Consider the following 21,555-nt stretch of genomic DNA (forward strand, 5'->3'; position numbering starts at 1 on the left):
TCAGACGGGCTCGTACTCGTCGTCGGTCAGCGTGTCGAAGACGTGGTCGGGCATCGGCAGCGGCTGCTGCTTGCGGGCGAGCTTCACCTCGGAGTGCGCGCCGCAGCCGTGGTCGAACGTCACCACCCGGCCGTCGTCGTTGGCGTTGCCGTTGGCGCAGACGCCGAAGCGCTCGCCGAGTGAGCCGTTGATGCGCACCAGGAAGCCGCACGACCAGCAGCTGTCCGGGGCGCTCTTGGCCAGCGGCGCCTCGGGCCCACCGGGCCCGGCGTACCAGCGCTCGGCCGCCATGTCGATGCCCTCGCGCGACAAGGTGCGGACGCGACCGAGACCGAGGTCCTCGGCGACCCGGCGCACCTGCGCACGGGCGTCGCCGTCCATCGGCGGGTCGAGCGGGTCGTCGCCGACGAGGTAGGTCGGGACGAGCCGTACGTCCTCGTCCTCGACCGGCAGCAGGTCGCCGGGCGACAGGTCGCCGGGCTGCAGCCGCTCCTTGTAGGGCACCCAGGCGGGCGCCACGATCGCCTCGTCGCCGGGCAGCAGGACGACCTCGTTGACCGTCAGGTCCTTGCCGCGCTTGGCGCGGGTCATCGTCACCGACCAGTACCACCCGGGGTAGCCCGCGCGCAGACAGGCGAAGTGGTGGGTGACCACGCGCTCGCCCTCGGCGCGCACGCCGAGGTGGTCGCCCACGTCGCCGGGCTCGGCGACCTCGAGGGCGACGGTGCGAGCGAGGTCCACGGCCTTGGCGAGGGTCGCGTCCGGCTTGCCGGCACGGGTCGGGAGAGCGATCACCTGCGCATCATCGCAAACGGTCGGTGGTCCTGTCCCGTCGGGACGCCGGCCGGGGCGGCGTCGGCCGCTCCGTCGGACCCGTAGGACAAGATGGTGGCCGTGACCTCCGAGCGCCCCGAGACGACCGCGGGACCGGAGTCCGGGGTGCCGCCCAGGGGGGCCGTACGGCGCTCCCTGTCCGGCGCCGCACGCGGAGTCCGCGCCGCGGGCCGCGGGGCGCGGAAGGCGGGTCGCGGGGCCGGGACCGCCGGCCACTACGCGCTCGCGCAGGCCAGGCGGGCTGCGCGCGCCGAGGGCGCCGGGGACTCCGGCCTGTCCCGGCTCATCGAGCTGCACGCCTTCAACGCCGCGGGTGACGCCGCGGTGGCGATCTCGCTCGCCGGGACGCTCTTCTTCCAGGTCCCGACCGGCGAGGCGCGCGGGCAGGTGGCGCTGTTCCTCGGGCTCACGATGCTCCCGTTCGCGATCGTGGCCCCGCTCATCGGGCCGTTCCTCGACCGCTTCAGCCACGGGCGCCGGTGGGCCGTGGGCGCGACGATGGCGATCCGCTGCTTCCTGTGCTGGGTGCTCGCCACCGCGGTGGTGACCGAGTCAGGGTGGCTGTTCCCCGCCGCCCTCGGCTGCCTGGTGGCGTCCAAGGCGTACGGCGTGACGCGCGCCGCGGCCGTGCCGCGGCTGCTGCCGCCCGACCTGACCCTGGTCAAGGCCAACGCGCGGGTGTCGCTGGCCGGCGTCGTGGGCGCCGGCGTCTCGGCCCCCCTGGCGATCCTGGCCTCGACCTTCGGCCCCGAGTGGTCGCTGCGCTACGGCTTCGTCGTGTTCGTCCTCGCCACGATCTGGGCGATCCGCCTGCCGGAGAAGGTCGACGCCAGCCAGGGCGAGGGAGAGCTGGTGCTCACAGGCTCGACGGACGCGGCGAGCACGGGCCGTCGCCCGCGCACGCGGATCCCCGGGCCGGTGGCGTTCGCCCTGCGGGCCAACTGCGGACCCCGGTGGCTGTCGGGGTTCCTGACGATGTTCATGGCGTTCCTGCTGCGCGACAACCCCATCGGGGAGTGGCGTCCCGAGGTGCTGCTCGGCCTCGTGATCGGGGCCGCGGGGCTGGGCAACACCCTCGGCATCGCCATCGGGTCGGTGCTCAAGCGGATCAACCCCGCGGTCACCGTGGTGCTCGCGCTCGTCGCCGACGTCGCGGTCGCGCTGCTGGCCGCGCTGTTCTACGGGCTGGTGACGCTCGTGCTGCTGGGCCTGACCGCGGGCCTGGCGCAGTCGCTGGCCAAGCTGTCGCTCGACTCCACCATCCAGCGCGAGGTGCCGAGCCGGATCCAGGCGAGCGCCTTCGCCCGCTCCGACACCACGCTCCAGCTGGCGTGGGTGATCGGCGGCTTCGTCGGCATCGCGATGCCCCTCATGCCGCAGCTCGGGCTCGGCGTCGCGGCCGCGGTGCTCGGCGCCTGGGCGGCCGTCGTGCTGCTCTCCCGGCGTGGCTCGGCCGCGCCCGTGCGGACCTGACGGCGTACGGGTGGGCGCCGCGGTGGCTCAGACGTCGAGCTCGTCGGCGAGCGCGCGCAGCACCTTGGCCGTGCCGCGCGCCGCGGCCCGCTCGGGGTGCCGCCCGCGGCGGTAGATCTCCTCGACGCCCTCGAGCATCTTGATCAGGTCCTCGACGATGGTGACCATCGCCTCGGGCTGCTTGCGCTGCGCGTTGCGCTGGTTGCGGGTGACCGAGGCGGGCGCGTCGAGGACGCGCACCTGCAGCGCCTGGTCGCCGCGGCGGCCCTGGGCGATGCCGAACTCGACCTTGGTGCCGGCCTTGAGGGTGGTGATGCCCTCCGGGAGCGCGTCGGAGTGGACGTAGACGTCCGGTCCGTCCTCCTGCGACAGGAAGCCGAAGCCCTTCTCCGCGTCGTACCACTTCACCTTGCCACTCGGCACGGTCCACCCCACTCAGCTCTGCGCGCGACTCGTGCGCCCGGCGCCGCGCGGATCGCGGCCCGGCACAGGATAGGCGGCCGCACGGCCGGTCCACCAACGGGTTGCGGGTTCGGCGTGCACACCCGCACGGATCCGGCCACACGTGAGGTGGGACCATGGGACACTCTGAGGTCCGCGCGGGGGTGCGGATCACCAGACGGTTCACTGCGGGAGGACACGTGCGGGCACGACGAGCGGGCACAGGCCTGGGCTGCGGCCTGCTCGCGCTCGCCCTCGCGCTGCCCACCACCGGCGTCGCCACCGCCGACGACTCGGCGACGACGAGCACTCCCCCACCGCTGACGCTGGTCACACTGGCCGGCCCCGGCACCGCCGGCGGACGCGACGCCGCGGAGGTCGTCGCACGCCAGGACGCCGTCCTCGCCGCCATCGGCGTGGACGAGCCGGTCTACCGCTGGACGACCGCCCTCAACGGCTTCGCCGCCCGCCTCACCGACGCCCAGCTGGCCCTCCTCGACGACCAGCCGCGCGTCACCTCGGTCGAGCCCGACGCCGTGCGCCCGCTCGCGGGAAGCACGTCGTTCGCGGCCGTGCGCAGCACCGCGGCGAGCCCGCGGTTGCGCGGCGGCGAGGGCGTGGTCGTCGGAGTCGTCGACTCGGGCATCGCGCCGGAGTCGCCGGCGTTCGCGGACGTGCCCGGCCTCGGCGCCGACCCCGACGGCTTCGCCGGCGCCTGCGTGGAGGGCGACGGGTGGGCCGCTGACGCCTGCACGCGCAAGCTCGTCGGCGCACGGTGGTACGTCGAGGGCTTCGGCGCCGACCGCGTGCGGTCGTCGGAGTCACTGTCCCCGCTCGACGTCCTCGGGCACGGGACCCAGGTCGCCTCCGTCGCCGCCGGCAACGCCGGCGTCAGCGTCCGGGTCGAGCGGCGGGCCGCCGGCAGCTTCGGCGGCGTCGCCCCGCAGGCGCGGATCGCTGCCTACAAGGCGTGCTGGGGAGCGCCCGACCCGGCCGACGACGGCTGCTCGAGCGCCGACGTCGTGTCCGCGGTGGACGCCGCCGTCGCCGACGGGGTCGACGTGCTCACCCTCGCGCTGGCCGGCGGCGAGCGCCTCGACACCCTCCAGCTCGCCCTGCTAGGCGCCGCGGAGGCCGACGTCGTGGTGGTCGGGGCTGCCGGCAACTCCGGCGACGCGGCGTACGCCTCCCACGCCGGCCCGTGGGTCACCACCGTGGGCGCGGCCGTGGGCCGGATGTCGCGCGGGCGCGTGACGGGACCTGGCGGACGGTCGTGGACCGGCGGCGGGCGGCCGTCCGACGTGGGTGGCCGGGCCGTCCTGGCCCAGGACGCGCCGGCTCCCGGGGCCTCGCGCCGCGCCGCCGGCGAGTGCCGACCCGACGCCCTCGACGCGCGCGCGGTCGCCGACCGGATCGTGGTCTGCCGCCGCGGCGGCATCGGACGCATCGACAAGTCCGAGGCCGTGTCGCAGGCGGGTGGACGCGCCATGGTCCTGGTCAACCGCGGCCCCGGCGCCGTCAGCGCGGACTTCCACGCGGTGCCGACGATCCACCTGGCCGCCGCCGACGGACGCGCGTTCAGTCGCTGGGTCGGCCGTCACCCCGAGGCCCGGCTGCGGATGTCACGCGTGGTCGGCGACCCCGGCACCAGGCGTACGGCACCGTGGAGCGCCGCCGGCGACCCGCGCGGCGTCTCGCTCAAGCCCGACGCGGTGGCAGACGGCGACGCCGTGCTCGGTGCGCTCCCCGACGCGACCGGACGGGGCTGGGGCGTGTTCAGCGGCAGCTCGGCCGCCACCGCCCACGCGAGCGGGCTCGCCGCACTGCTGCTGGCCCGCCACGACGACTGGTCGGCTGCCAGGGTGCGTTCGCTGCTGGTGACCTCGGCGCGCCCGGTCCGCGGCTCGTCGGTGCTCGAGCAGGGCTCGGGCGCGCTCCCAGGCCGCGCCCCGACCGCCCACCTGGCCCTCGACGTCGCGCCCGACGCCTGGCGCCGGGCCCTGCGCAACCACTCCCTCACCCGCCTCAACACCAGCTCGGTGCTGCTGTCCGGACGGCGGACGCGGGCCGTGCGCACGGTGACCAACGTGGGCAGCCGTCCCGAGTACTTCTCCGTCACCGCCCGCGGGTTCACCTCGCACCGGGTCCGCGTCCAGCCGCTCGCCGTACGCCTCGCCCCGGGTGAGTCCGCCGACTTCACCATCACCGTGACGGGTCCGTCGTCGCCGGGAGCCCTGGACGACGGGATGCTCGTGTGGCTCGGCGCCCGCGGCGGCGTCACCCGGGTCCCGGTCGCCCTCACGTGCTGAGAGTCCGACCAGCGACGCCGTGCTGTGCGTCCGGGTCAGTGCTCGCGCGAGATCGTCATCTCGCGGTCGCCGTAGACGACCTTGTCCCCGTCGACGAGGGCGGCCGGCTTGCCGGGGGCGAGCTGACGCGAGACCCCCTGGCGGACCAGGACGGTGCCGTTGGTCGACCCGCGGTCCATCACCACGATGGTGCCGTCGGACGCAGGCCCGAACTGGGCGTGGGTCTTGGACACCGACATGTCCGCGGAGGCGAGCGGGACGAGGTGGGCGACGTTCTCCCCGGAGCGGGCCTCGGGTCGGCGACCGACGAGGGCGAGCCCGGCGATGACGAAGCTCTCGCCGTTGTCGAAGTGCACCCGCCAGCGCGGCGGGGCCGCCGCGGGCGCGCGGGTCGCAGCGGGCGGCTGGTGGTGCTGCGGCTGCGGGGGGTGCTGGTGCGGGGGGTGCTGGTGCTGCGGCCACGAGGGCGCGGGCGGCACCTGGGCCGGCGGCTGGATCCACTGCTGGTGCTGCTGCACCGCCGGCTGGGACTGCTGCTGGGGCTGCTGGTGAGTCGGCGCGGAGGGCACGGCGGGCGGCACGGGTGCCGGTGAGGCCGGGGGCCGGTCGAGGTCGGCCGGCAGCGGCTGGCGGCGTACGGACTGGTCGGAGCGCTCCGGTGTCCGGACCACCTCGACGGGCGGGGCCGGGACGAGCCGCATCGCCGTGAGGTTGACGATGTGGCGCGGGCCCTCCTCGGCGGCGTCGGCGACCTCCACTGCAGGGCGCACGTCGACCACGACGCTGTGGGCCAGGTGGTCGTGCCAGCCACGGCGCTGGCGGCCGCGGTCCTCGACGGCCGTCCATGCCAGGGTCGCCACCCCGATGCCGAAGGTGGGCAGGCCCGACGCCCCGAGCACGAAGGAGCGGAGCAGCGCCGGCCCGACGCCGATCGGCGTGCCCGTGCCGTGGTGGACCACGCGGAGCCCGGCCATGGCCTTGCCCGGGGAGGTGCCGCTCACGCCGAGCACGATCACCAGCACGAGCCAGAGCAGGACCATGGCCCCCGCCACGGCGCCGACGACCGTCCACGCGTCGTCGGAGACGAACATCGCCGTCCCGACGCCGACGGCGGCCAGCAGGGTCCAGGCGAGCAGGCGGTCGGCGGCGAAGGCGACGAAGCGCCGCTCGAGCTGGGCGACGGGGTAGGTCGAGGACTGGGGGTGCAGGGTCACGGCGGTGCTGCTCAGGGGTTGGTGACCTGGATGGTGACGCCGTCGCCCAGGTCGAGCACGGCACCGGGGACGAGGCTGACCGCGATGCCGGGCTTGAGCTCCTCGGCGTCGAGGCCGGGCAGGGCCAGCACGGTGCCGTTGGTCGAGCCCAGGTCGGTGGCGATCGCCGAGCCGTGGTCGACCCCGGCGCCCGGGCGGATCTCGAGGTGCGTGGACGAGATCTCCTGCTGCGGGCTCGGCACGGTGACGACGTGGGGCTGGTCGTGCGAGGCGAACCGACGCGCCTCGGGGGCACGGCCGACGAGGACGGTGCGGTCGACGGCCACGACGTCGCCGGTGGAGAAGACGAGCGCCGCGACCGGTCGCGACACGACCTCGGGTGCGATCTCCTGGCCAGGTACCGGCGGACGGTCGAAGTCGGGCACCGGAGCACCGACCCGGGTCTGGCCGTCGCGGTCGGACCAGTCGTCGGGGACCACGGGGGTGTCCCCGGTGGGGGTCGGGTCGTCGGCGGGCTCGCCGAAGCTCAACGGCGCATCGGGAACCGCCACAGGTTCCGGCTGGGGCGAGGGCTCGACCTCGGCGACGGGCTCGGGCTCGTCGACGGCGACCGGCACGGGACCCGGCTCCGGCTCCGCCGAGGCGGCGGGCGTACCGAACTCGACCACCGACACCCGCGCCAGCCCCGGCGCGAGAAGGTGCTCGGCGGAGGCGTCGCCGGTGAGCGTGACACGGATGCCGGCGACCCCCGTCACCACGCGCTCGGCCCACGTGGTGCCGGGCGCGGCGCTGACGATCTCCTCGCCGTCGGCGGAGGAGAGCAGGGCGGTCGGGGCACCGCGCACCAGCAGCCGGGTGCCGTCGTCGCCGTGGGCGACCAGGGCGAAGTGGTCGAGCGAGGACAACCCGTCGGTGAGCACGGCGTCGAGGAGCGCGTCGGCCCCCGCCCCGGCGTCGGCGAGGTCCCACAGGCCCGCCACGCGTCCGCGCTGGCTGCCCGGCAGGAGAACCGTGGCGTGCTCACCGACCACGGCGTACCAGTCCCCCGCAGCGAACCTGGCCTCTGTGCTCACAGTCGTCCCCCCAGCTTGGATTCGAGACTCTGCAGCTGGCGCTGCGAGTCATAGGTCGCGTCCTTGACCAATCCCACCACATCGACGACGACCGCCGTCGCGTTGTCACGACCACCGGCGGCGACCGCTGCGCGGACGAGACGGTCGGCGGCGTCGCGCGGGTCGGCGACCGACTCGAGGATCTCCTCGATCTCTGCGTCGTCGATCATCCCGGTCACGCCGTCGCTGCACAGCAGCAGGCGCTCGACCGAGCCGAGCGGCAGGAGGAAGAAGTCGGGGTGGATCCCTCCGGGGCTGCCGAGCGCGCGCGTGATGACGTGCCGCTCCGGGTGGACCGAGGCCTCCTCGGGCGTGATCTGACCGGCGTCGACGAGCTCCTGGACGACCGAGTGGTCGACGCTGACCTGCTCGAGCCGGCCGTCGACGATGCGGTAGATCCGTGAGTCGCCGAGGTTGACCAGCAGCCACTTGGTCACGCCCTCGTCGTCCACGAGGACGGCGGCCACGGCGGTGGTGCCGGCGTGCCAGCCCGGCTGGAGCGCCCGGTGGGCCTCCCCGTAGTCGAGGATCCGCGCCTGCGCCCGTCCCAGGGCGTCGGCCACCTGCTCGGCCCCACGGCGCGGGTCGTAGTCGTCGGCGAGCCGCTGGAACTCCTCGACGACCATCCGGCTGGCGACGTCACCGCCGGAGTGGCCGCCCATGCCGTCGGCGACCACGAAGACCGGGGGTGCCACGAGGTAGGAGTCCTCGTTGACCTTGCGCACCAGCCCGACGTCGGTCGACGCCCCGTGGTGCAGATCGACGTCCTTCATGCCCAGCCCTCTTCGCCCCGTGTCGAGATGTGGGGCCGCGGTGCCGACCCGGCGAGTAGCGTAAGAGGGATGTCCAGTTCAGGGCGGACGACACCCGCACGCACCCTCGCCGACCAGCTGCGCGGCTGGCCCGACGAGCGGCTCGTGGCGCTGCTCCGGGCCCGTCCAGATCTTGCCACGCCCGCCCCTCAGGATTCGTCGCAGCTGGCCTCGCGGGCCGCCACGCGTTCGTCGATCCACCGCGCCCTGGACGGCCTGGACCATCTGGAGCTCTCGGTGCTTGATGCCCTGCTGGTGGCGGGTCAAACCACCCCTGAGGGGCTGATCTCGATCGTGCGGGCCGACCCCCAGCGCACCGCTGCCGCGCTCCAGCACCTGCTCGACCTCGCCCTGGCCTGGGAGTCGCCGGGCGGCGTACGGGCCTTGGCGGGAGTGGCCGACGCGATGCGCGGGATGCCCGGTCTCGTGAGCGGGCTGCGGCCCTCCAGCCCCGACGCTCCCGGACCCGCGGACGTGGCGGCCCGGATCGCCGAGCTCTCGCCCGCGGCCACGGCGATGCTGCGCCACGTCGACGCGCACGGCGGGGAGGGCACGACGGGGTCGGCGCGTCGCACCGTGTCGCCGGCCGAGGCGCGCACGCCCGCGGAGGAGCTGATCAGCCGGCGCCTGCTCGTGCCGCGCGACGGCGACTCGGTGGTGCTGCCCGGCGAGGTCGGCCTGGCCCTGCGGGGCGGCCGGACGACCGCCGAGCCGGTCGACGACGTGCCCGACCTGGCCACGTCGCCCCGCGAGCCCGCGCTGGTGGCCCGCACCGCCGCAGGCGCGGCGTTCGACGTCGTACGCCGGGTCGAGCTGGTGCTCGACCACTGGGGGGTGCAGCCGCCGAGCGTGCTGCGCAGCGGTGGTCTGGCGGTCCGCGACCTCAGGGCCCTCGCGCGCGAGCTGCACGTCGACGAGCCGGGAGCGGCGCTCGTCGTCGAGGTCGCGCTCGCCGCGGGCCTGGTCGCGGAGGCCGTCGACGCCGACGGCTCCCCCGCGTGGCTGCCGACCGACGAGTTCGACGTGTGGTCGGGCCGCCCGGTCGCCGAGCGCTGGACACGACTCGTGGGCGCCTGGCTCGCCAGCAGCCGCGTGCCGTCGCTGGTGGGCTCGCGCGACCCTGCCGGCAAGGCCTGGAACGCCCTCGCTCCCGAGCTCTCCAGCGGCCTGGCAGAGGAGGCGCGCCGCCTGGCGCTGGAGGTGCTCGCCCAGCTGCCGGACGGCGAGGTGCTCGCCGCCGGCACCGGGATCCCCTCGCTCGTGCAGCGGGCGCGCTGGCTGCGGCCGCGCCGCCCGACGGTCTTCGCCGACCTGGTCACGGCCGCCGTGACCGAGGCCGCCGTGCTCGGGGTCAGCGGCGCCGGCGGGCTCCCCCCGAGCGGCCGGCACGTCGCCGCTGACGACCTCGCGGCCGCCGCCGAGGCGATCGACCAGCACCTGCCCAGCCCGGTCGAGCACGTGCTGCTGCAGGCCGACCTGACGGCCGTGGCCCCCGGGCCGCTCGAGACGGAGGTGGCACGGCGCCTGCACCTGCTGGCCGACGTGGAGTCACGGGGCGGCGCGACGGTCTACCGCTTCACCGCGGGGTCCGTGCGACGCGGTCTCGACGCGGGCTGGTCGGCAGCCGAGGTGCGCGACTTCCTGTCGTCGGTGTCGCAGACGCCGGTGCCGCAGCCGCTGGAGTTCCTGGTCGACGACGTCGCCCGCACGTTCGGCAGCGTGCGCGTGGGGCACGCCGAGGCCTTCCTGCGCTCCGACGACGAGGCCGCGCTCGCGGCCCTGGTGCACGACCCGCGCGGCCGCAGCCTGGGACTGCGCCTGCTCGCACCGACCGTCGCCATCGCCACCTCCCCCCTCGACGTGCTCCTGCCCCGGCTGCGCGAGCTCGGGGCCGCGCCGGTCGTCGAGGCCGCCGACGGCACCGTACGGGTCAGCCGTCCCGACCTGCTGCGTGCGCGCGGCCGTCGCGGACGCCGTCCCGCCGGGGCGGTCGAGGCCCGGCGCGCGGCCGAGGTGCAGGCGGTCGCCACGGCCATCCGCGCCGGCGACCGGGCCGGCTCGTCGCGTCCGGCGACCGCGGAGTCCACCACCCCCTCCGGCGCGCTCGCGGCGCTGCGCGAGGCCATCGAGGCGGGCAGCACCGTCGTGATCGGCTACGTCGACAACCACGGCGCGACCGGCGAGCGGGTCGTCGACCCTCGTCGCCTCGACGGCGGCCGGCTCGCGGCGTACGACCACCGCGCCGATGACGTGCGCGAGTTCGCCGTGCACCGCATCACCGGCGTCCGCCGGGCGTGAAGGACACCCCACGCCCCCTCCGTAGACTGGCGGGATGGACTTCATCCGGTATGCCGAGCGCGCCGCGGCGCTCGTCAACGCCGACCTGCTCGACGAGGAGGCGCTGCGCGAGCACCTGGCGGACCGCTCGTGGCTGCACCGCTCGGTCGTCGAGGGCGACGTGGAGTCCCTGCGGTCCTTCCGCACCGACCTGCGGGCAGTCTTCGAGGCCTCGGACGCCGACGACGTGACGCTGGTCGTGAGCTCGCTCAACGACCTGCTCGCCCGCCACCCGGTCACGCCGATGATCTCCGACCACGACCCCGACAACCTGCAGATGCACGTCGCCAACCGCGCCGCGTCGGTGGCCGAGCTGATGATCGGCGAGGCGCTGATGGGCCTGGCCAACCTCGTGTGCGACCTCGGCGCGACCCGTCTCGGGATCTGCTCGGAGGCCCGCTGCGACCACGTATTCGTCGACACCTCGCCCAACCAGTCGAGGCGCTACTGCTCGGACCGGTGCTCCTCGCGCGCCAACGTCGCGGCGTTCCGCGCCCGTCAGAAGGCGGCAGCCGGATGAACGACGGCCCCCTCATCGTCCAGTCGGACAAGACGCTGCTGCTCGAGGTCGACCACCCCTCGGCCCCCGAGGCACGCAAGGCGATCGCCCCGTTCGCCGAGCTCGAGCGCTCGCCCGAGCACATCCACACGTACCGGCTCACCCCGCTCGGCCTGTGGAACGCCCGGGCCGCGGGGCACGACGCCGAGCAGGTCGTCGACGCGCTGCTGACGTGGAGCCGGTACGCCGTGCCGCACGCGCTGCTCGTCGACGTCGCCGAGACGATGGGCCGCTACGGGCGGCTGCGGCTGGAGAAGCACCCCGTGCACGGCCTGGTGCTCTCCTCGACCGACCGCCCGGTGCTCGAGGAGGTGCTGCGCGCCAAGAAGATCGCCGGGATGGTCGGCACGCGCCTCGACGACGACACGGTCGCGGTGCACCCGAGCGAGCGGGGCAACCTCAAGCAGGCACTGCTCAAGCTCGGCTGGCCGGCCGAGGACTTCGCCGGCTACGTCGACGGCGAGGCGCACGCGATCGACCTCGCCGAGGACGGCTGGACCCTGCGCCCCTACCAGCGCGAGGCGGCCGAGTCGTTCTGGGACGGCGGGTCGGGCGTCGTCGTCCTGCCCTGCGGTGCCGGCAAGACCATCGTCGGCGCCGCCTCGATGGCGCAGGCACAGGCGACCACGCTGATCCTCGTGACCAACACCGTCAGCGCGCGGCAGTGGAAGGACGAGCTGGTCGCCCGCACGTCGCTGACCGCCGACGAGATCGGTGAGTACTCCGGTGCGGTGAAGGAGATCCGCCCCGTCACCATCGCGACCTACCAGGTGCTGACCACCAAGCGGAAGGGTGTCTACCCGCACCTCGAGCTGCTCGACGCGCGCGACTGGGGCCTCATCGTCTACGACGAGGTGCACCTGCTGCCGGCGCCGATCTTCCGGATGACCGCCGACCTCCAGGCCCGCCGCCGGCTCGGCCTCACCGCGACGCTGGTGCGCGAGGACGGTCGCGAGGGCGAGGTCTTCTCCCTGATCGGGCCCAAGCGCTACGACGCGCCGTGGAAGGACATCGAGGCGCAGGGCTACATCGCGCCCGCCGACTGCGTCGAGGTGCGGGTCACGCTGCCCGACGGCGAGCGCCTGGCCTACGCCACGAGCGACCCCGACACCCGCTACCGGCTCGCCTCCTGCACCCACGCCAAGATCGACGTCGTGCGCGGCCTGGTGCGCCAGCACGCGGGCCAGCCGACGCTGGTCATCGGCCAGTACATCGACCAGCTCGACGAGATCGCCGAGATGCTGGACGCCCCGGTCATCAAGGGCGAGACGACGGTCAAGGAGCGGCAGCGGCTCTTCAACGCGTTCCGCGCCGGCGAGATCGGCCTCCTCGTGGTCAGCAAGGTCGCCAACTTCTCCATCGACCTGCCCTCGGCCGAGGTGGCCATCCAGGTCTCCGGCTCGTTCGGCTCGCGACAGGAGGAGGCCCAGCGCCTCGGACGGCTGCTGCGGCCCAAGACCGAGGGACGTACGGCGCACTTCTACACGATCGTCTCGCGCGACACCGTGGACGCCGACTTCGCGCAGAACCGGCAGCGGTTCCTCGCCGAGCAGGGGTATGCCTACCGGATCGTCGACGCCGGCGACCTGGCCGCCGAGGCCTGAGCCTCCGGGCCGCCGTGGGCGTCCGCGCGGCTTTCGGTGCCCGGCTAGCCTCGGCACCGTGACGCTTCGAGACCGCCTCGGCGCCGAGCTCTTCCGCAAGGTCGCCGGCCCCGACGGCCCCCGCAACCGCCAGCGCGTGCACGGCACGCCGGGCCCGCGGTGGTTCGCGCCCGACTCCCCCATCGCCCGGGTCCACGGCGACGCCTCGATGTTCGTCGGCGGCATCCGCGCGATCATGCTGCAGTCGCTGCACCCCGCCGCCATGCAGGGCGTGGCCGACCACTCCGGCTACCGCGGCGACATGTGGGGGCGCCTCGCGCAGGTCTCGACCTACATCGCGATGACCACGTTCGGTGCCGAGCGCGACGCCCTCCAGGTGATCCGCGCGGTGCAGCGCGCCCACGAGTCGGTCACCGGCACCATGCCCGACGGCACCCCGTACGCCGCGTCGGACCCGCACCTGCTCGGCTGGGTGCACGCCGCCGAGGTCGACAGCTTCCTCCTCGCCCACGACAGGTTCGGCCACCGGCCGCTGGTGGGCGCCGAGCGCGACGAGTACGTCGCCCAGACCGCGCACGTCGCGGCACTGCTCGGCGTGACGGACCCGCCCACCACGGAGTCCGGGCTGCGCGCGACCCTCGACGGCTACCGGCCCGAGCTCGCCGGGACCCCCGCCGCCCGCGACGCGATCGCGTTCCTCGTGTGGCACCCGGACCTGCCGATCGTCGCGCGGCCGGCCTACCTCGCGCTGGTGGGCGCAGCAGTCTCCCTGACCCCGGAGTGGCAGCGGCGGGAGCTGGGCCTGCCCCACCCGCCGGTCCTCGACGCGGCGCTCGACCGGACCGTCGGCCACGCGCTCGGCAAGGTGTCGACCGGTGCCATCCGGTGGGCGATGGCGTCCGGGCACGCGGAGGCGCACGAGATCCAACGGGCCCGCGCGTGACGCTCGCCGAGCGGTGGCCGCTGGCCGACCACCACGACCTGCGCGACGAGCTCCTCGCCGCCTGGGACCGTCCGGGTTACCACGACCTGCTCCACCTCACGGAGGTCCTCGACCGGCTCGACCGGCTGGCTCTCGCCGGCGCCGGGTTCGACCCGGTCACGACCGGTCTGGCCGCCTGGTTCCACGACGCGGTCTACGTCGGGGCCGAGGACGACGAGGAGCGGTCGGCCCGCTGGGCCGAGGAGTCGCTTCCGACCGCGTACGGCGACGAGGTCGCGCGGCTGGTGCGGATGACCGTCCACCACCGGCCGGACGACGACGACCCGGCCGGCTGCGCGCTCAGCGACGCCGACCTCGCGATCCTCGCCGCCCCGCGCGAGCGGTACGACGCCTACGTCGCAGGCGTGCGGGCCGACTTCGCGCACGTGGACGACGCCGACTTCCGTGCCGGCCGAGCGGCGGTGCTCGCGGACCTCGCGGCGAAGCCGTACCTGTTCCACACGGCGCAGGCGCGCGCGCTGTGGGAGGCGCAGGCGCGGGCGAACCTCGCGCGCGAGCTCGCAGAGCTCGGAGGGGTCAGCGGTCGTTGAGCTGGAGGTAGACGGTGAAGCGGTCGTGCCGGTAGCAGGTGCGCGAGACCTCCACGATGCGCCCGTCCGACACGGCGCGACGGGCGTGGCGCAGGACCGGGTCGCCCTCGGCGATCTCGAGGATCGCCGCCTCGTCGGCGCTGGCGCGGTCGGCGCTGATGGAGTCCTCGACCTCGGTGGGCCGCAGCCCCCGCGCCGCGAGCGCCTCGTAGAGGCTGGTGGGCGTGCCGTGCTGGAGGAAGCCGGGCAGCAGCACCTCGTTGAGGTAGGCGTCCTCCACGCAGATGATCGCCTGGTCGGCGCGGCGCAGCCGGCGCCAGTGCAGCACGGGGTCGCCGGGTGAGATGTCGAGGGCGCGGGCCACACCGGGGCCGGCCTGCTCGACGCGCGCGAGCAGCGTCTGCGACTCGGGCAGCATCCCGCGCCGGCGCATCTCCTCGGTGAAGGAGGTCAGGCGACCGGCGGTCTTCGGTGGCTGCGCGACGAAGGTGCCGCGACCGGGGATGCGCTCGAGGAGACCCTCGGCGACGAGCGCGTCGAGCGCCTGCCGCACGGTCATCCTCGCCACGCCGAAACGTGCCACGAGCTCGCGCTCGGACGGGGCCGCAGAGCCCGGCGGCTGCGCCTCGATGAGGCTGCGGACGTGCTCGCGGACCTGGACGTGCTTCAGCGCCCGCTGGCGCGGTACCACGAGTTCGACCGGATCCATGCAACGAGGCTAGGACTGGGCTGGACCGGCGTCTGCAAATTGACGAAGACCGTGGTGAAGACTTGACCGAATCTTGATCATCGAACGCCTGTTCGACAGGTGCGCTATGATCGAGTCGTGGACTACCAGACGTCCTTGTTCGCCGACGCCACCACGGACTCCGTGGCCCTGTCCCCCGAGCGCCGGCTCCTCTCCCACGGAGCGTGGGTCGACGTCCAGCGCAGCTGGCTCCGGGACCCCGACGCCGTGTTCTCCGCGCTCGTCACCGACGTGCCCTGGCGCTCCGAGCGCCGCGAGATGTACGACGCGGTGGTCGACGTCCCCCGGCTGGTCCACACCTACCTCGCGGGCGTCCCGCTCCCCCACCCGGCGCTCGAGGAGGCGCGTACGGCCCTGAGCCGGCACTACCTCCCCGAGCTCGGCGAGCCGTTCGTGACGGCGGGGTGCTGCTTCTACCGCGACGGGCGCGACTCCGTCGCGTGGCACGGCGACACGATCGGACGCGGCCGCAGCGCCGACACGATGGTCGCGATCGTCAGCGTCGGTGACCCCCGGCGGCTGGTGCTGCGCCCGCGCGGCGGCGGTGCGTCGATCGCGGTGACGATGGGCCACGGCGACCTGGTGGTGATGGGCGGCTCGTGCCAGCGCACCTGGGAGCACTCCGTCCCCAAGGTGGCCCACGCCGGGCCGCGCATCTCCGTCCAGTTCCGCCCGCTCAACGTCTTCTGAGCAGCCTCCTGGCCACGAGGAGGACGAGGACCGCGACCAGCGCCTGCTTCCAGTAGGACTTCACGAGCACCGGCAGCACGGCGCTGCCGAGGTCGAGCGCCTCGGCCTCCCGCACGGGCCGCGGAGGCGGAGGCGGCGGCGCCGCGGCCGACGGGCCGGGTGGCGTTGTGGCGGCGGCCGGCTCAGGGGCAGGTGCGGCGGTCGGCTGAGGAGCCGGCTCGACGACCGGCTCGGCGACCGGCTCGGGCGCCGCGAGCCGCTGCTCGAGGCAGGCCACGAACTGGCCCAGGAGCTTGTCGGAGACGTCCTGCATCACGCCACGGCCGAACTGCGCGGGCTTGCCGGTGATCGCCAGGTCGGTCTCGACCGACACGTCCGTCGACCCGCCCGCATCGCTCATCGACACGACCACCTTCGCCCCGGCCGTGCCGTTGCCGCGCTTGTCCTTGCCCTTGGCGTCGACGACGAAGCGGTGGGCGGCGGCGTCCTTCTCCACGAACGTGCCGGACCCGTTGTACTGCAGTGCGATCGGCCCGAGCTTGACCTTCACCGACCCCGAGAACGAGTCCGCGTCGGCCTCGGTGACCTGGGCGCCGGGGAAGCACTCGGCCACCGAGGCGATGTCGTTGAAGTGCGCCCAGGTCTCCTCGACGCCGATGGGCACGGTGAACCGGTGGTTCAGCTCCACCCTCAGACCCCCGCGGCCTTGAGGACCGCCCGGCCGGTGAGGACGCGGGCGAGGTGCTGGCGGTAGTCGGCGGCGCCGTTGAGGTCCGAGGGCGGGTTCGTGCCCTCCGCGGCCAGGTCCGCGGCAGCGCGTACGCCGTCCTCGGTCGCCGTCGCGCCGGCCAGTGCCTGCTCGGTGGCGGTGGCCCGCAGGGGTGTCGAGCCCATGTTGGTCAGGCCCACCCGCGCCTCGTCGATGGAGCCTCTCACCGTGGCGGCCACGGCGACGATCGGCCACTGGTGCGCGACCCGGACGAACTTCTCGTAGTGGGCGCCCCAGCCGGTGTGCTTGGGGATGCGCACCTCGGTGAGGATCTCGTCCTCGCCGATCGCGGTCTCGAAGAGGTCGACGAAGAAGTCGGAGGCCTCGACCGTACGCGTCCCGCCGGACCCGGCGATGACGAACTGCGCCCCGAGGGCGAGGGCCGGCGCGCCGAGGTCGCCGGCGGGGTCGGCGTGGGCGAGGGCCCCGCCGAAGGTGCCGCGGTGGCGGATCTGGGAGTCGGCCACCTCCGCCGCCGCCTTGGACAGCAGCAGCGCGTGCTCCTTGACGAGGGCGTCGTCGCGGACGTCGTGGTGGGTGGTCATCGCCCCGATCACGATGGCGTCGCCGTCGTCGCGGATGCCCCGCAGCGATGAGATCCCGCCGAGGTCGATGACGACCTCGGGGGCGTTGAGGCGCATCCGCAGCACCGGCAGCAGGCTCTGCCCGCCGGCGAGGATCTTCGCGTCGTCGCCGTGCTCGCCGAGGGCGGCGAGCGCCTCCTCGACCGACGTCGGCGCGAGGTAGTCGAACTTCACCGGGATCACTGGCCTGCTCCTTCGTCCTGGTTGAGCGCACCGTCCTGGAAGTGGGGCATCGCGTCCGGCGGTGTGGGCGCATCACCGTCGTTGGCATGGATCGCGCGCCACACGCGCTCGGGCGTGCAGGGCATCTGGATGTCGTGCACGCCGAGGTGGCGTACGGCGTCGACGACCGCGTTGACGACCGCCGGCGTCGAGGCGATCGTGCCCGCCTCGCCGACGCCCTTGGTGCCGAGCGTGTTGGTCGTGCACACGCTCGGGTCGTCGGTGTGCACGACGTCGAAGGAGATCGTGTCGGCCGCGGTGGGGAGCAGGTAGTCGACGAACGAGCCGCTGACCAGGGTGCCCGACTCGTCGTGCACGGCCTCCTCCCACAGCGCCTGGGCGATGCCCTGCACGAGTCCGCCGTGGACCTGGCCGGCGACGATCAGCGGGTTGATGATCGTGCCGATGTCGTCGCAGCAGGTGTACTTCCGCATCTTCACCGCACCGGTCTCGGTGTCGACCTCCATGGCGCACAGGTGCGTGCCGTGGGGGTAGTTGAAGTTCACGGGGTCGTAGGTCGCGTCCGCGTCGAGGTTGAGCTCCATGCCCTCGGGGTAGTCGTGGCCGGCGAAGGTCGCGGTCGCGAGCTCCTGGATGGTCTTGCCCTGGTCGGTCCCGCGGACGCTGAACCGGCCCGCGGTGTACTCCAGGTCGTCCTCGCTCGCCTCGAGGAGGTGGGCCGCGAGCACCTTGGCCTTCTCGATCACCTTGTCGGCCGCGCGTACGAGCGCCTCGCCGCCGACGACGAGCGAGCGTGAGCCGTAGGTGTCGAGTCCCTTGGGGGCGACCTGGGTGTCGCCGTGCAGGACCTCGACGTCCTCGAACGGGACGCCGAGCCGGTCGGCGACGATCTGGCTGAACGCCGTCTCGTGGCCCTGGCCGTGTGCGCTGGCACCGGTGACGACCTCGACCTTGCCGAGCGGGGTCATCCGCACGCTCGCGTGCTCCCAGCCGCCGGCGCCGTAGTCGAGGCTGCCGAGCACCCGGCTCGGGGCGAGGCCGCACATCTCGGTGAAGGTCGAGACGCCGATGCCGAGCTGGACTCGGTCGCCGCGCTCACGGCGCTCACGCTGCTCGGCGCGGAGCGCGTCGTAGCCGAAGGACTCCTTGGCCTTGGCCGTTGCCGCCTCGTAGTTGCCGGAGTCGTACTCGAGGCCGGCGACCGTGGTGAACGGGAACTCCTCGTGCGTGATCCAGTTGCGCTCGCGGATCTCCAGCGGGTCGACGCCCACCTCCGCGGCCAGCTCGTCCATCAGGCGCTCGATGGCGTACGTCGCCTCGGGCCGCCCGGCACCGCGGTAGGCGTCGGTGAACGTGGTGTTGGTCAGCACGGTCTGGCACTCGAAGCGGTAGGCGGGGAACTTGTAGATCGCGTTGAACATGAAGGCACCGAGGACCGGGACGCCGCCACCGACGATGGCGATGTAGGCGCCGAGGTCGGCGTCGAGGTGCACCTTGAACCCGGTGACCTTGCCCTGCTTGTCGGCAGCGAGGGTCAGCGTCTGCACCTGGTCGCGGCCGTGGTGGGCCGCGAGCAGGCTCTCGCTGCGGGTCTCGGTGTACTTGACCGGCTTGGCGAGCCGTCGCGCGACGGCCCAGGCGATCCACTCCTCGGGAGTGGTCTGGAGCTTGCCGCCGAACCCGCCCCCGACGTCGGGCGCGATGACCCGGATCTTCGACTCGGGAACGCCGGTGGTGGCCGCGAGGGCGAACCTCAGGATGTGCGGGATCTGGGTCGCCGACCACATGGTGATCTGCTCACCGGTCGGGTCGACGACGACGCTGCGCGGCTCCATGAAAGCGGGGATGAGCCGCTGCTGGCGGTACTCACGCTCGATGACGATGCCGTTGGCGCGGGCCTCCTCGATGGCGGCCTCGACGTCCCCGCCGGTGCCGGCGTCGCCGGAGTCGAAGACCCACAGGGCCGACTTGTTGGTGCCGAGGTCGGGGTGCGCGAGGACCTGGTCCTCGAGGGCCTTCTTGATCCCGACGACGGCGGGCAGCTCCTCGTACTCGACGTCGACGAGCTCGGCCGCGTCGCGCGCCTCGGCGGCGCTGCGGGCGACGACGACGGCGACGACCTCGCCGGCGAAGGCGACCCGGTCGGCCGGCATCGGCGAGTGCGCGGGCGTCTTCTGGTCGGGCGTGATCGGCCACGCGTTGATGCAGACACCGAGCTCCTCGCCGAAGTCCTTGCCGGTCAGCACGGTCACGACGTTGGGCGAGGCCTTGGCCGCCTCGACGTCGATCGAGGTGATCGTGGCGTGGGCGAACGGGCTGCGCACCATGGCCAGGTGCAGCATGCCCGGCAGGGTGATGTTGTCGGTCCAGCGCGTACGACCGGTGATGAGCCGCTGGTCCTCCTTGCGCCGGCGGTCCTTGCCGATCTCGGCGGCCGGGCGGTCCTGGGTGGCGGTCATGCCGTCGCCCCCTCGGTCGACTTGGCCGCGTGGAGCACGCTCTTGACGATGTTGTGGTAGCCGGTGCAGCGGCAGAGGTTGCCCTCCATGCCGAGCCGCACCTCCTCCTCGGTCGGGTCGGGGTTCTCGGCCAGCAGGTCGACGGCCTGCATGATCATCCCCGGCGTGCAGAAGCCGCACTGCAGGCCGTGGCACTCCCGGAACGCCTCCTGGACGGGGTGCAGCTCACCCTCGGCGGCGTCGGCGAGACCCTCGATCGTCGTGACCGTGCGCCCGTTGGCCTGGACGGCGAGCACGTTGCACGACTTCACGCTCGTGCCGTCGAGGTGGACGGTGCAGGCCCCGCAGTTCGAGGTGTCGCACCCGATCACGGTGCCCGTCTTGCCGAGCTTCTCGCGCAGGTACTGCACGAGCAGCATGCGGGGCTCGACGTCGTCGGAGACCGCAGCTCCGTCGACGGTGAGTTCGATCTTCGTCATCTGGCCGCTCCAGTGTGAGATGGGTCACTCCTGGTGCCGAACCTAGGTCGGGGTGGTTGGGAGATGGTTGGCGGTCTTGTCAGCGCGCCGACGCGAGCTTGCCCTTGAGCAGCGGCGCCAGCGGGTGGTGCATCGGGAGGGCCGCGAGGCACGCCTCGACCACCGCGGTGTCGTACGGCGCGAGGTCGCTGTAGCGCAGGACCGCGTCGGGGTCCGGGTGGGCCAGGAGCGCCTCGCGCACGCTCACCGCGAGGTAGTCGCCCATCTGCACGAGCGCGGGCGAGTCGGTGCCCGGCAGCAGGTCGCCGCCATAGGCGCGTACGGCGGCACGCACGTCGCCGCGGCGCAGCAGCCGCTGGACCTCCTCGATGTCGGTGGTCACCGGCATCGTGAGCCGGTAGGGGCGCGACGACAGCTGGCCGGCCAGGGCGGAGCGCAGGTGCGAGACCTCCGCCTTGAGGGTGGAGGTGGTGACCGACGAGTCGCCGTAGAGCAGTGCATGCAGGTGCTCGACCGACAGTCCCGCGGGATGCATCGCCAGCAGCGCGATGATCTCGGTCTGCCGACGGTTGAGCAGCAGCCGCTGCCCGTCGAGCCACACCTCGGCGGTGCCGAGGAGCGTCAGCGTGAGCCCCGGCTCGGTCGGCCCGGCGTCGCCGGCGAGGGTCGTACGCCGGTCGGCCGGCAGGGCCTGCTCGATGAGCCGCGCCATCACCCGGGCGGTCGCAAGGCCGATGGGGTGGGTGCGGTCCCAGGTCGTCGACAGGTCGATCACGCCGAGCGAGCGACCCGTCACCGGGTCGAACACCGGCGCCGCCCAGCACACCCAGTTGTGCACCACCTCGGCGTAGTGCTCGGCACTGAAGACCATCGACGGCGTGCCCGTGCGACCCGCGATCGCCAGCGCGTTGGTGCCCACGCTGCGCTCGTCCCAGCGTCCGCCCGGCACGAAGTTGACGGTCTCGGCCTTGCGCCGCATGACACGGCCGCCATAGGTCCACAGGATCCGGGTCTGGTCGTCGGTCACCGCGATGACCAGGTCGCCGTCCTCGGCCGTACGGCGCAGCTCGTCCTGCACCCGCTCGACCGCGGTCTGCAGCGGCGACTGCCGCCAGAAGTCGGCGGTGTCGCCCTCGTCGGCCAGCGGCGCCTGCGTCACCGTCGGCGACACGACGCCGGAGAGCTGCCAGCTGCGAAGGATCTCGGGCCGAACGGCCTCGGCCTGCTCCTCGCCCTCAGAGACGAAGCGTGTCCAGGCGCGCACCGCACTCACGCGACGGGCGTGCAGGTCCTCGCTGGTCATGGCCGCTCCTGGTGGTCGTCGCCAACCTAACTCGCGTGTGACGGTCGCAACAGGGAAAGCGCGTCAAGGTCCTCTTCTCGGTGGTCGAGGAGGGACGAACTCCCGTCACGAG

Annotated in this window: 19 protein-coding genes; 8 read left to right on the top strand and 11 right to left on the bottom strand. The window is 73.8% G+C overall.

What is annotated here, in order from left to right; translation table 11 throughout:
- On the bottom strand, nucleotides 1–795 hold the full coding sequence (locus IE200_RS04830; protein WP_191278236.1) for a DUF3027 domain-containing protein: 795 nt from the start codon (nucleotides 793–795) through the stop codon (nucleotides 1–3).
- 93 nt (nucleotides 796–888) lie between these two features.
- Here IE200_RS04830 and IE200_RS04835 point away from each other — a divergent pair, with 93 nt between their 5' ends.
- Entirely contained in the window at nucleotides 889–2,307 is a 1,419-nt protein-coding gene (locus tag IE200_RS04835; RefSeq protein ID WP_229856120.1) for an MFS transporter, read from the top strand.
- A 27-nt stretch (nucleotides 2,308–2,334) separates the two neighbouring features.
- Here the strand turns inward: IE200_RS04835 and IE200_RS21090 are convergent, their stop codons facing one another.
- The gene (locus IE200_RS21090; protein ID WP_191278238.1) at nucleotides 2,335–2,730 is read right to left on the bottom strand and encodes a cold-shock protein; all 396 of its coding nucleotides are present in this window, start codon (nucleotides 2,728–2,730) and stop codon (nucleotides 2,335–2,337) included.
- A gap of 155 nt (nucleotides 2,731–2,885) precedes the next feature.
- On the opposite strand from IE200_RS21090, the gene IE200_RS04845 reads away from it, so the two are divergent.
- Nucleotides 2,886–5,057 carry a S8 family serine peptidase gene (locus IE200_RS04845; RefSeq protein WP_191278239.1) on the top strand — a complete coding sequence of 724 codons (2,172 nt, stop codon included), beginning with the start codon at nucleotides 2,886–2,888 and terminating at the stop codon, nucleotides 5,055–5,057.
- Nucleotides 5,058–5,092: 35 nt separating this feature from the next.
- On the opposite strand, the gene IE200_RS04850 is transcribed toward IE200_RS04845, so the two are convergent.
- From IE200_RS04850 to IE200_RS04860, 3 genes are read right to left on the bottom strand one after another with little or no spacing between them, the layout of a single operon-like run.
- Nucleotides 5,093–6,271 carry an RDD family protein gene (locus IE200_RS04850; RefSeq protein WP_191278240.1) on the bottom strand — a complete coding sequence of 393 codons (1,179 nt, stop codon included), beginning with the start codon at nucleotides 6,269–6,271 and terminating at the stop codon, nucleotides 5,093–5,095.
- An 11-nt stretch (nucleotides 6,272–6,282) separates the two neighbouring features.
- Complete coding sequence (locus IE200_RS04855; RefSeq protein ID WP_191278241.1) at nucleotides 6,283–7,344, bottom strand: FHA domain-containing protein; 1,062 nt, start codon at nucleotides 7,342–7,344, stop codon at nucleotides 6,283–6,285.
- The gene (locus IE200_RS04860) at nucleotides 7,341–8,156 is read right to left on the bottom strand and encodes a PP2C family protein-serine/threonine phosphatase (protein WP_191278242.1); all 816 of its coding nucleotides are present in this window, start codon (nucleotides 8,154–8,156) and stop codon (nucleotides 7,341–7,343) included. The genes IE200_RS04855 and IE200_RS04860 overlap by 4 nt, the downstream gene beginning before the upstream one ends.
- Nucleotides 8,157–8,225: 69 nt before the next feature.
- Between IE200_RS04860 and IE200_RS04865 the strand changes: the two genes are divergently transcribed.
- From IE200_RS04865 to IE200_RS04885, 5 genes are read left to right on the top strand one after another with little or no spacing between them, the layout of a single operon-like run.
- A complete protein-coding gene (locus tag IE200_RS04865) occupies nucleotides 8,226–10,493 on the top strand; it encodes a helicase C-terminal domain-containing protein (RefSeq protein ID WP_191278243.1) in 2,268 nt (755 codons plus the stop codon).
- A gap of 34 nt (nucleotides 10,494–10,527) precedes the next feature.
- Nucleotides 10,528–11,052 carry a CGNR zinc finger domain-containing protein gene (locus tag IE200_RS04870; RefSeq protein WP_191278244.1) on the top strand — a complete coding sequence of 175 codons (525 nt, stop codon included), beginning with the start codon at nucleotides 10,528–10,530 and terminating at the stop codon, nucleotides 11,050–11,052.
- Nucleotides 11,049–12,695, top strand: a complete 1,647-nt coding sequence (locus IE200_RS04875) for a DNA repair helicase XPB (protein WP_191278245.1) — start codon at nucleotides 11,049–11,051, stop codon at nucleotides 12,693–12,695. Before IE200_RS04870 ends, IE200_RS04875 begins: the two co-directional genes overlap by 4 nt.
- Before the next feature lie 58 nt (nucleotides 12,696–12,753).
- Nucleotides 12,754–13,638 (top strand): oxygenase MpaB family protein, encoded by an 885-nt coding sequence (locus IE200_RS04880; RefSeq protein WP_229856122.1) that lies wholly within the window; start codon nucleotides 12,754–12,756, stop codon nucleotides 13,636–13,638.
- Nucleotides 13,635–14,228 (top strand): HD domain-containing protein, encoded by a 594-nt coding sequence (locus IE200_RS04885; RefSeq protein WP_191278247.1) that lies wholly within the window; start codon nucleotides 13,635–13,637, stop codon nucleotides 14,226–14,228. The genes IE200_RS04880 and IE200_RS04885 overlap by 4 nt, the downstream gene beginning before the upstream one ends.
- On the opposite strand, the gene IE200_RS04890 is transcribed toward IE200_RS04885, so the two are convergent.
- Nucleotides 14,215–14,937: a GntR family transcriptional regulator gene (locus IE200_RS04890; protein WP_191278248.1), complete on the bottom strand. Its 723-nt coding sequence runs from the start codon at nucleotides 14,935–14,937 to the stop codon at nucleotides 14,215–14,217. The genes IE200_RS04885 and IE200_RS04890 overlap by 14 nt on opposite strands.
- Before the next feature lie 117 nt (nucleotides 14,938–15,054).
- On the opposite strand from IE200_RS04890, the gene IE200_RS04895 reads away from it, so the two are divergent.
- Nucleotides 15,055–15,666 (top strand): alpha-ketoglutarate-dependent dioxygenase AlkB, encoded by a 612-nt coding sequence (locus tag IE200_RS04895; protein ID WP_191278249.1) that lies wholly within the window; start codon nucleotides 15,055–15,057, stop codon nucleotides 15,664–15,666.
- On the opposite strand, the gene IE200_RS04900 is transcribed toward IE200_RS04895, so the two are convergent.
- The 5 genes from IE200_RS04900 to IE200_RS04920 all read right to left on the bottom strand — a co-directional run bounded on the left by IE200_RS04900 (nucleotide 15,653) and on the right by IE200_RS04920 (nucleotide 21,443).
- Entirely contained in the window at nucleotides 15,653–16,354 is a 702-nt protein-coding gene (locus IE200_RS04900; RefSeq protein WP_191278250.1) for an SRPBCC family protein, read from the bottom strand. The genes IE200_RS04895 and IE200_RS04900 overlap by 14 nt on opposite strands.
- Before the next feature lie 2 nt (nucleotides 16,355–16,356).
- Nucleotides 16,357–17,202 carry an FAD binding domain-containing protein gene (locus tag IE200_RS04905; protein WP_191278251.1) on the bottom strand — a complete coding sequence of 282 codons (846 nt, stop codon included), beginning with the start codon at nucleotides 17,200–17,202 and terminating at the stop codon, nucleotides 16,357–16,359.
- A complete protein-coding gene (locus IE200_RS04910) occupies nucleotides 17,199–19,661 on the bottom strand; it encodes a xanthine dehydrogenase family protein molybdopterin-binding subunit (protein WP_191278252.1) in 2,463 nt (820 codons plus the stop codon). The genes IE200_RS04905 and IE200_RS04910 overlap by 4 nt, the downstream gene beginning before the upstream one ends.
- Entirely contained in the window at nucleotides 19,658–20,140 is a 483-nt protein-coding gene (locus tag IE200_RS04915) for a (2Fe-2S)-binding protein (protein WP_191278253.1), read from the bottom strand. Before IE200_RS04915 ends, IE200_RS04910 begins: the two co-directional genes overlap by 4 nt.
- A gap of 79 nt (nucleotides 20,141–20,219) precedes the next feature.
- Entirely contained in the window at nucleotides 20,220–21,443 is a 1,224-nt protein-coding gene (locus tag IE200_RS04920) for a GAF domain-containing protein (RefSeq protein ID WP_191278254.1), read from the bottom strand.
- Nucleotides 21,444–21,555: the final 112 nt, after the last annotated feature.

The sequence above is a fragment of the Nocardioides flavus (ex Wang et al. 2016) genome (assembly GCF_014653115.1).
Lineage (GTDB): Bacteria > Actinomycetota > Actinomycetes > Propionibacteriales > Nocardioidaceae > Nocardioides > Nocardioides flavus.

Bases quoted from the DNA above. Each gene is read 5' to 3' on its own strand.
- IE200_RS04865 (WP_191278243.1), top strand. From the start codon at position 8,226: ATGTCCAGTTCAGGGCGGACGACACCCGCACGCACCCTCGCCGACCAG.
- IE200_RS04860 (WP_191278242.1), bottom strand. From the start codon at position 8,156: ATGAAGGACGTCGATCTGCACCACGGGGCGTCGACCGACGTCGGGCTG.
- IE200_RS04920 (WP_191278254.1), bottom strand. From the start codon at position 21,443: ATGACCAGCGAGGACCTGCACGCCCGTCGCGTGAGTGCGGTGCGCGCC.
- IE200_RS04915 (WP_191278253.1), bottom strand. From the start codon at position 20,140: ATGACGAAGATCGAACTCACCGTCGACGGAGCTGCGGTCTCCGACGAC.
- IE200_RS04845 (WP_191278239.1), top strand. From the start codon at position 2,886: ATGGGACACTCTGAGGTCCGCGCGGGGGTGCGGATCACCAGACGGTTC.
- IE200_RS04875 (WP_191278245.1), top strand. From the start codon at position 11,049: ATGAACGACGGCCCCCTCATCGTCCAGTCGGACAAGACGCTGCTGCTC.
- IE200_RS04890 (WP_191278248.1), bottom strand. From the start codon at position 14,937: ATGGATCCGGTCGAACTCGTGGTACCGCGCCAGCGGGCGCTGAAGCAC.
- IE200_RS04870 (WP_191278244.1), top strand. From the start codon at position 10,528: ATGGACTTCATCCGGTATGCCGAGCGCGCCGCGGCGCTCGTCAACGCC.
- IE200_RS04910 (WP_191278252.1), bottom strand. From the start codon at position 19,661: ATGACCGCCACCCAGGACCGCCCGGCCGCCGAGATCGGCAAGGACCGC.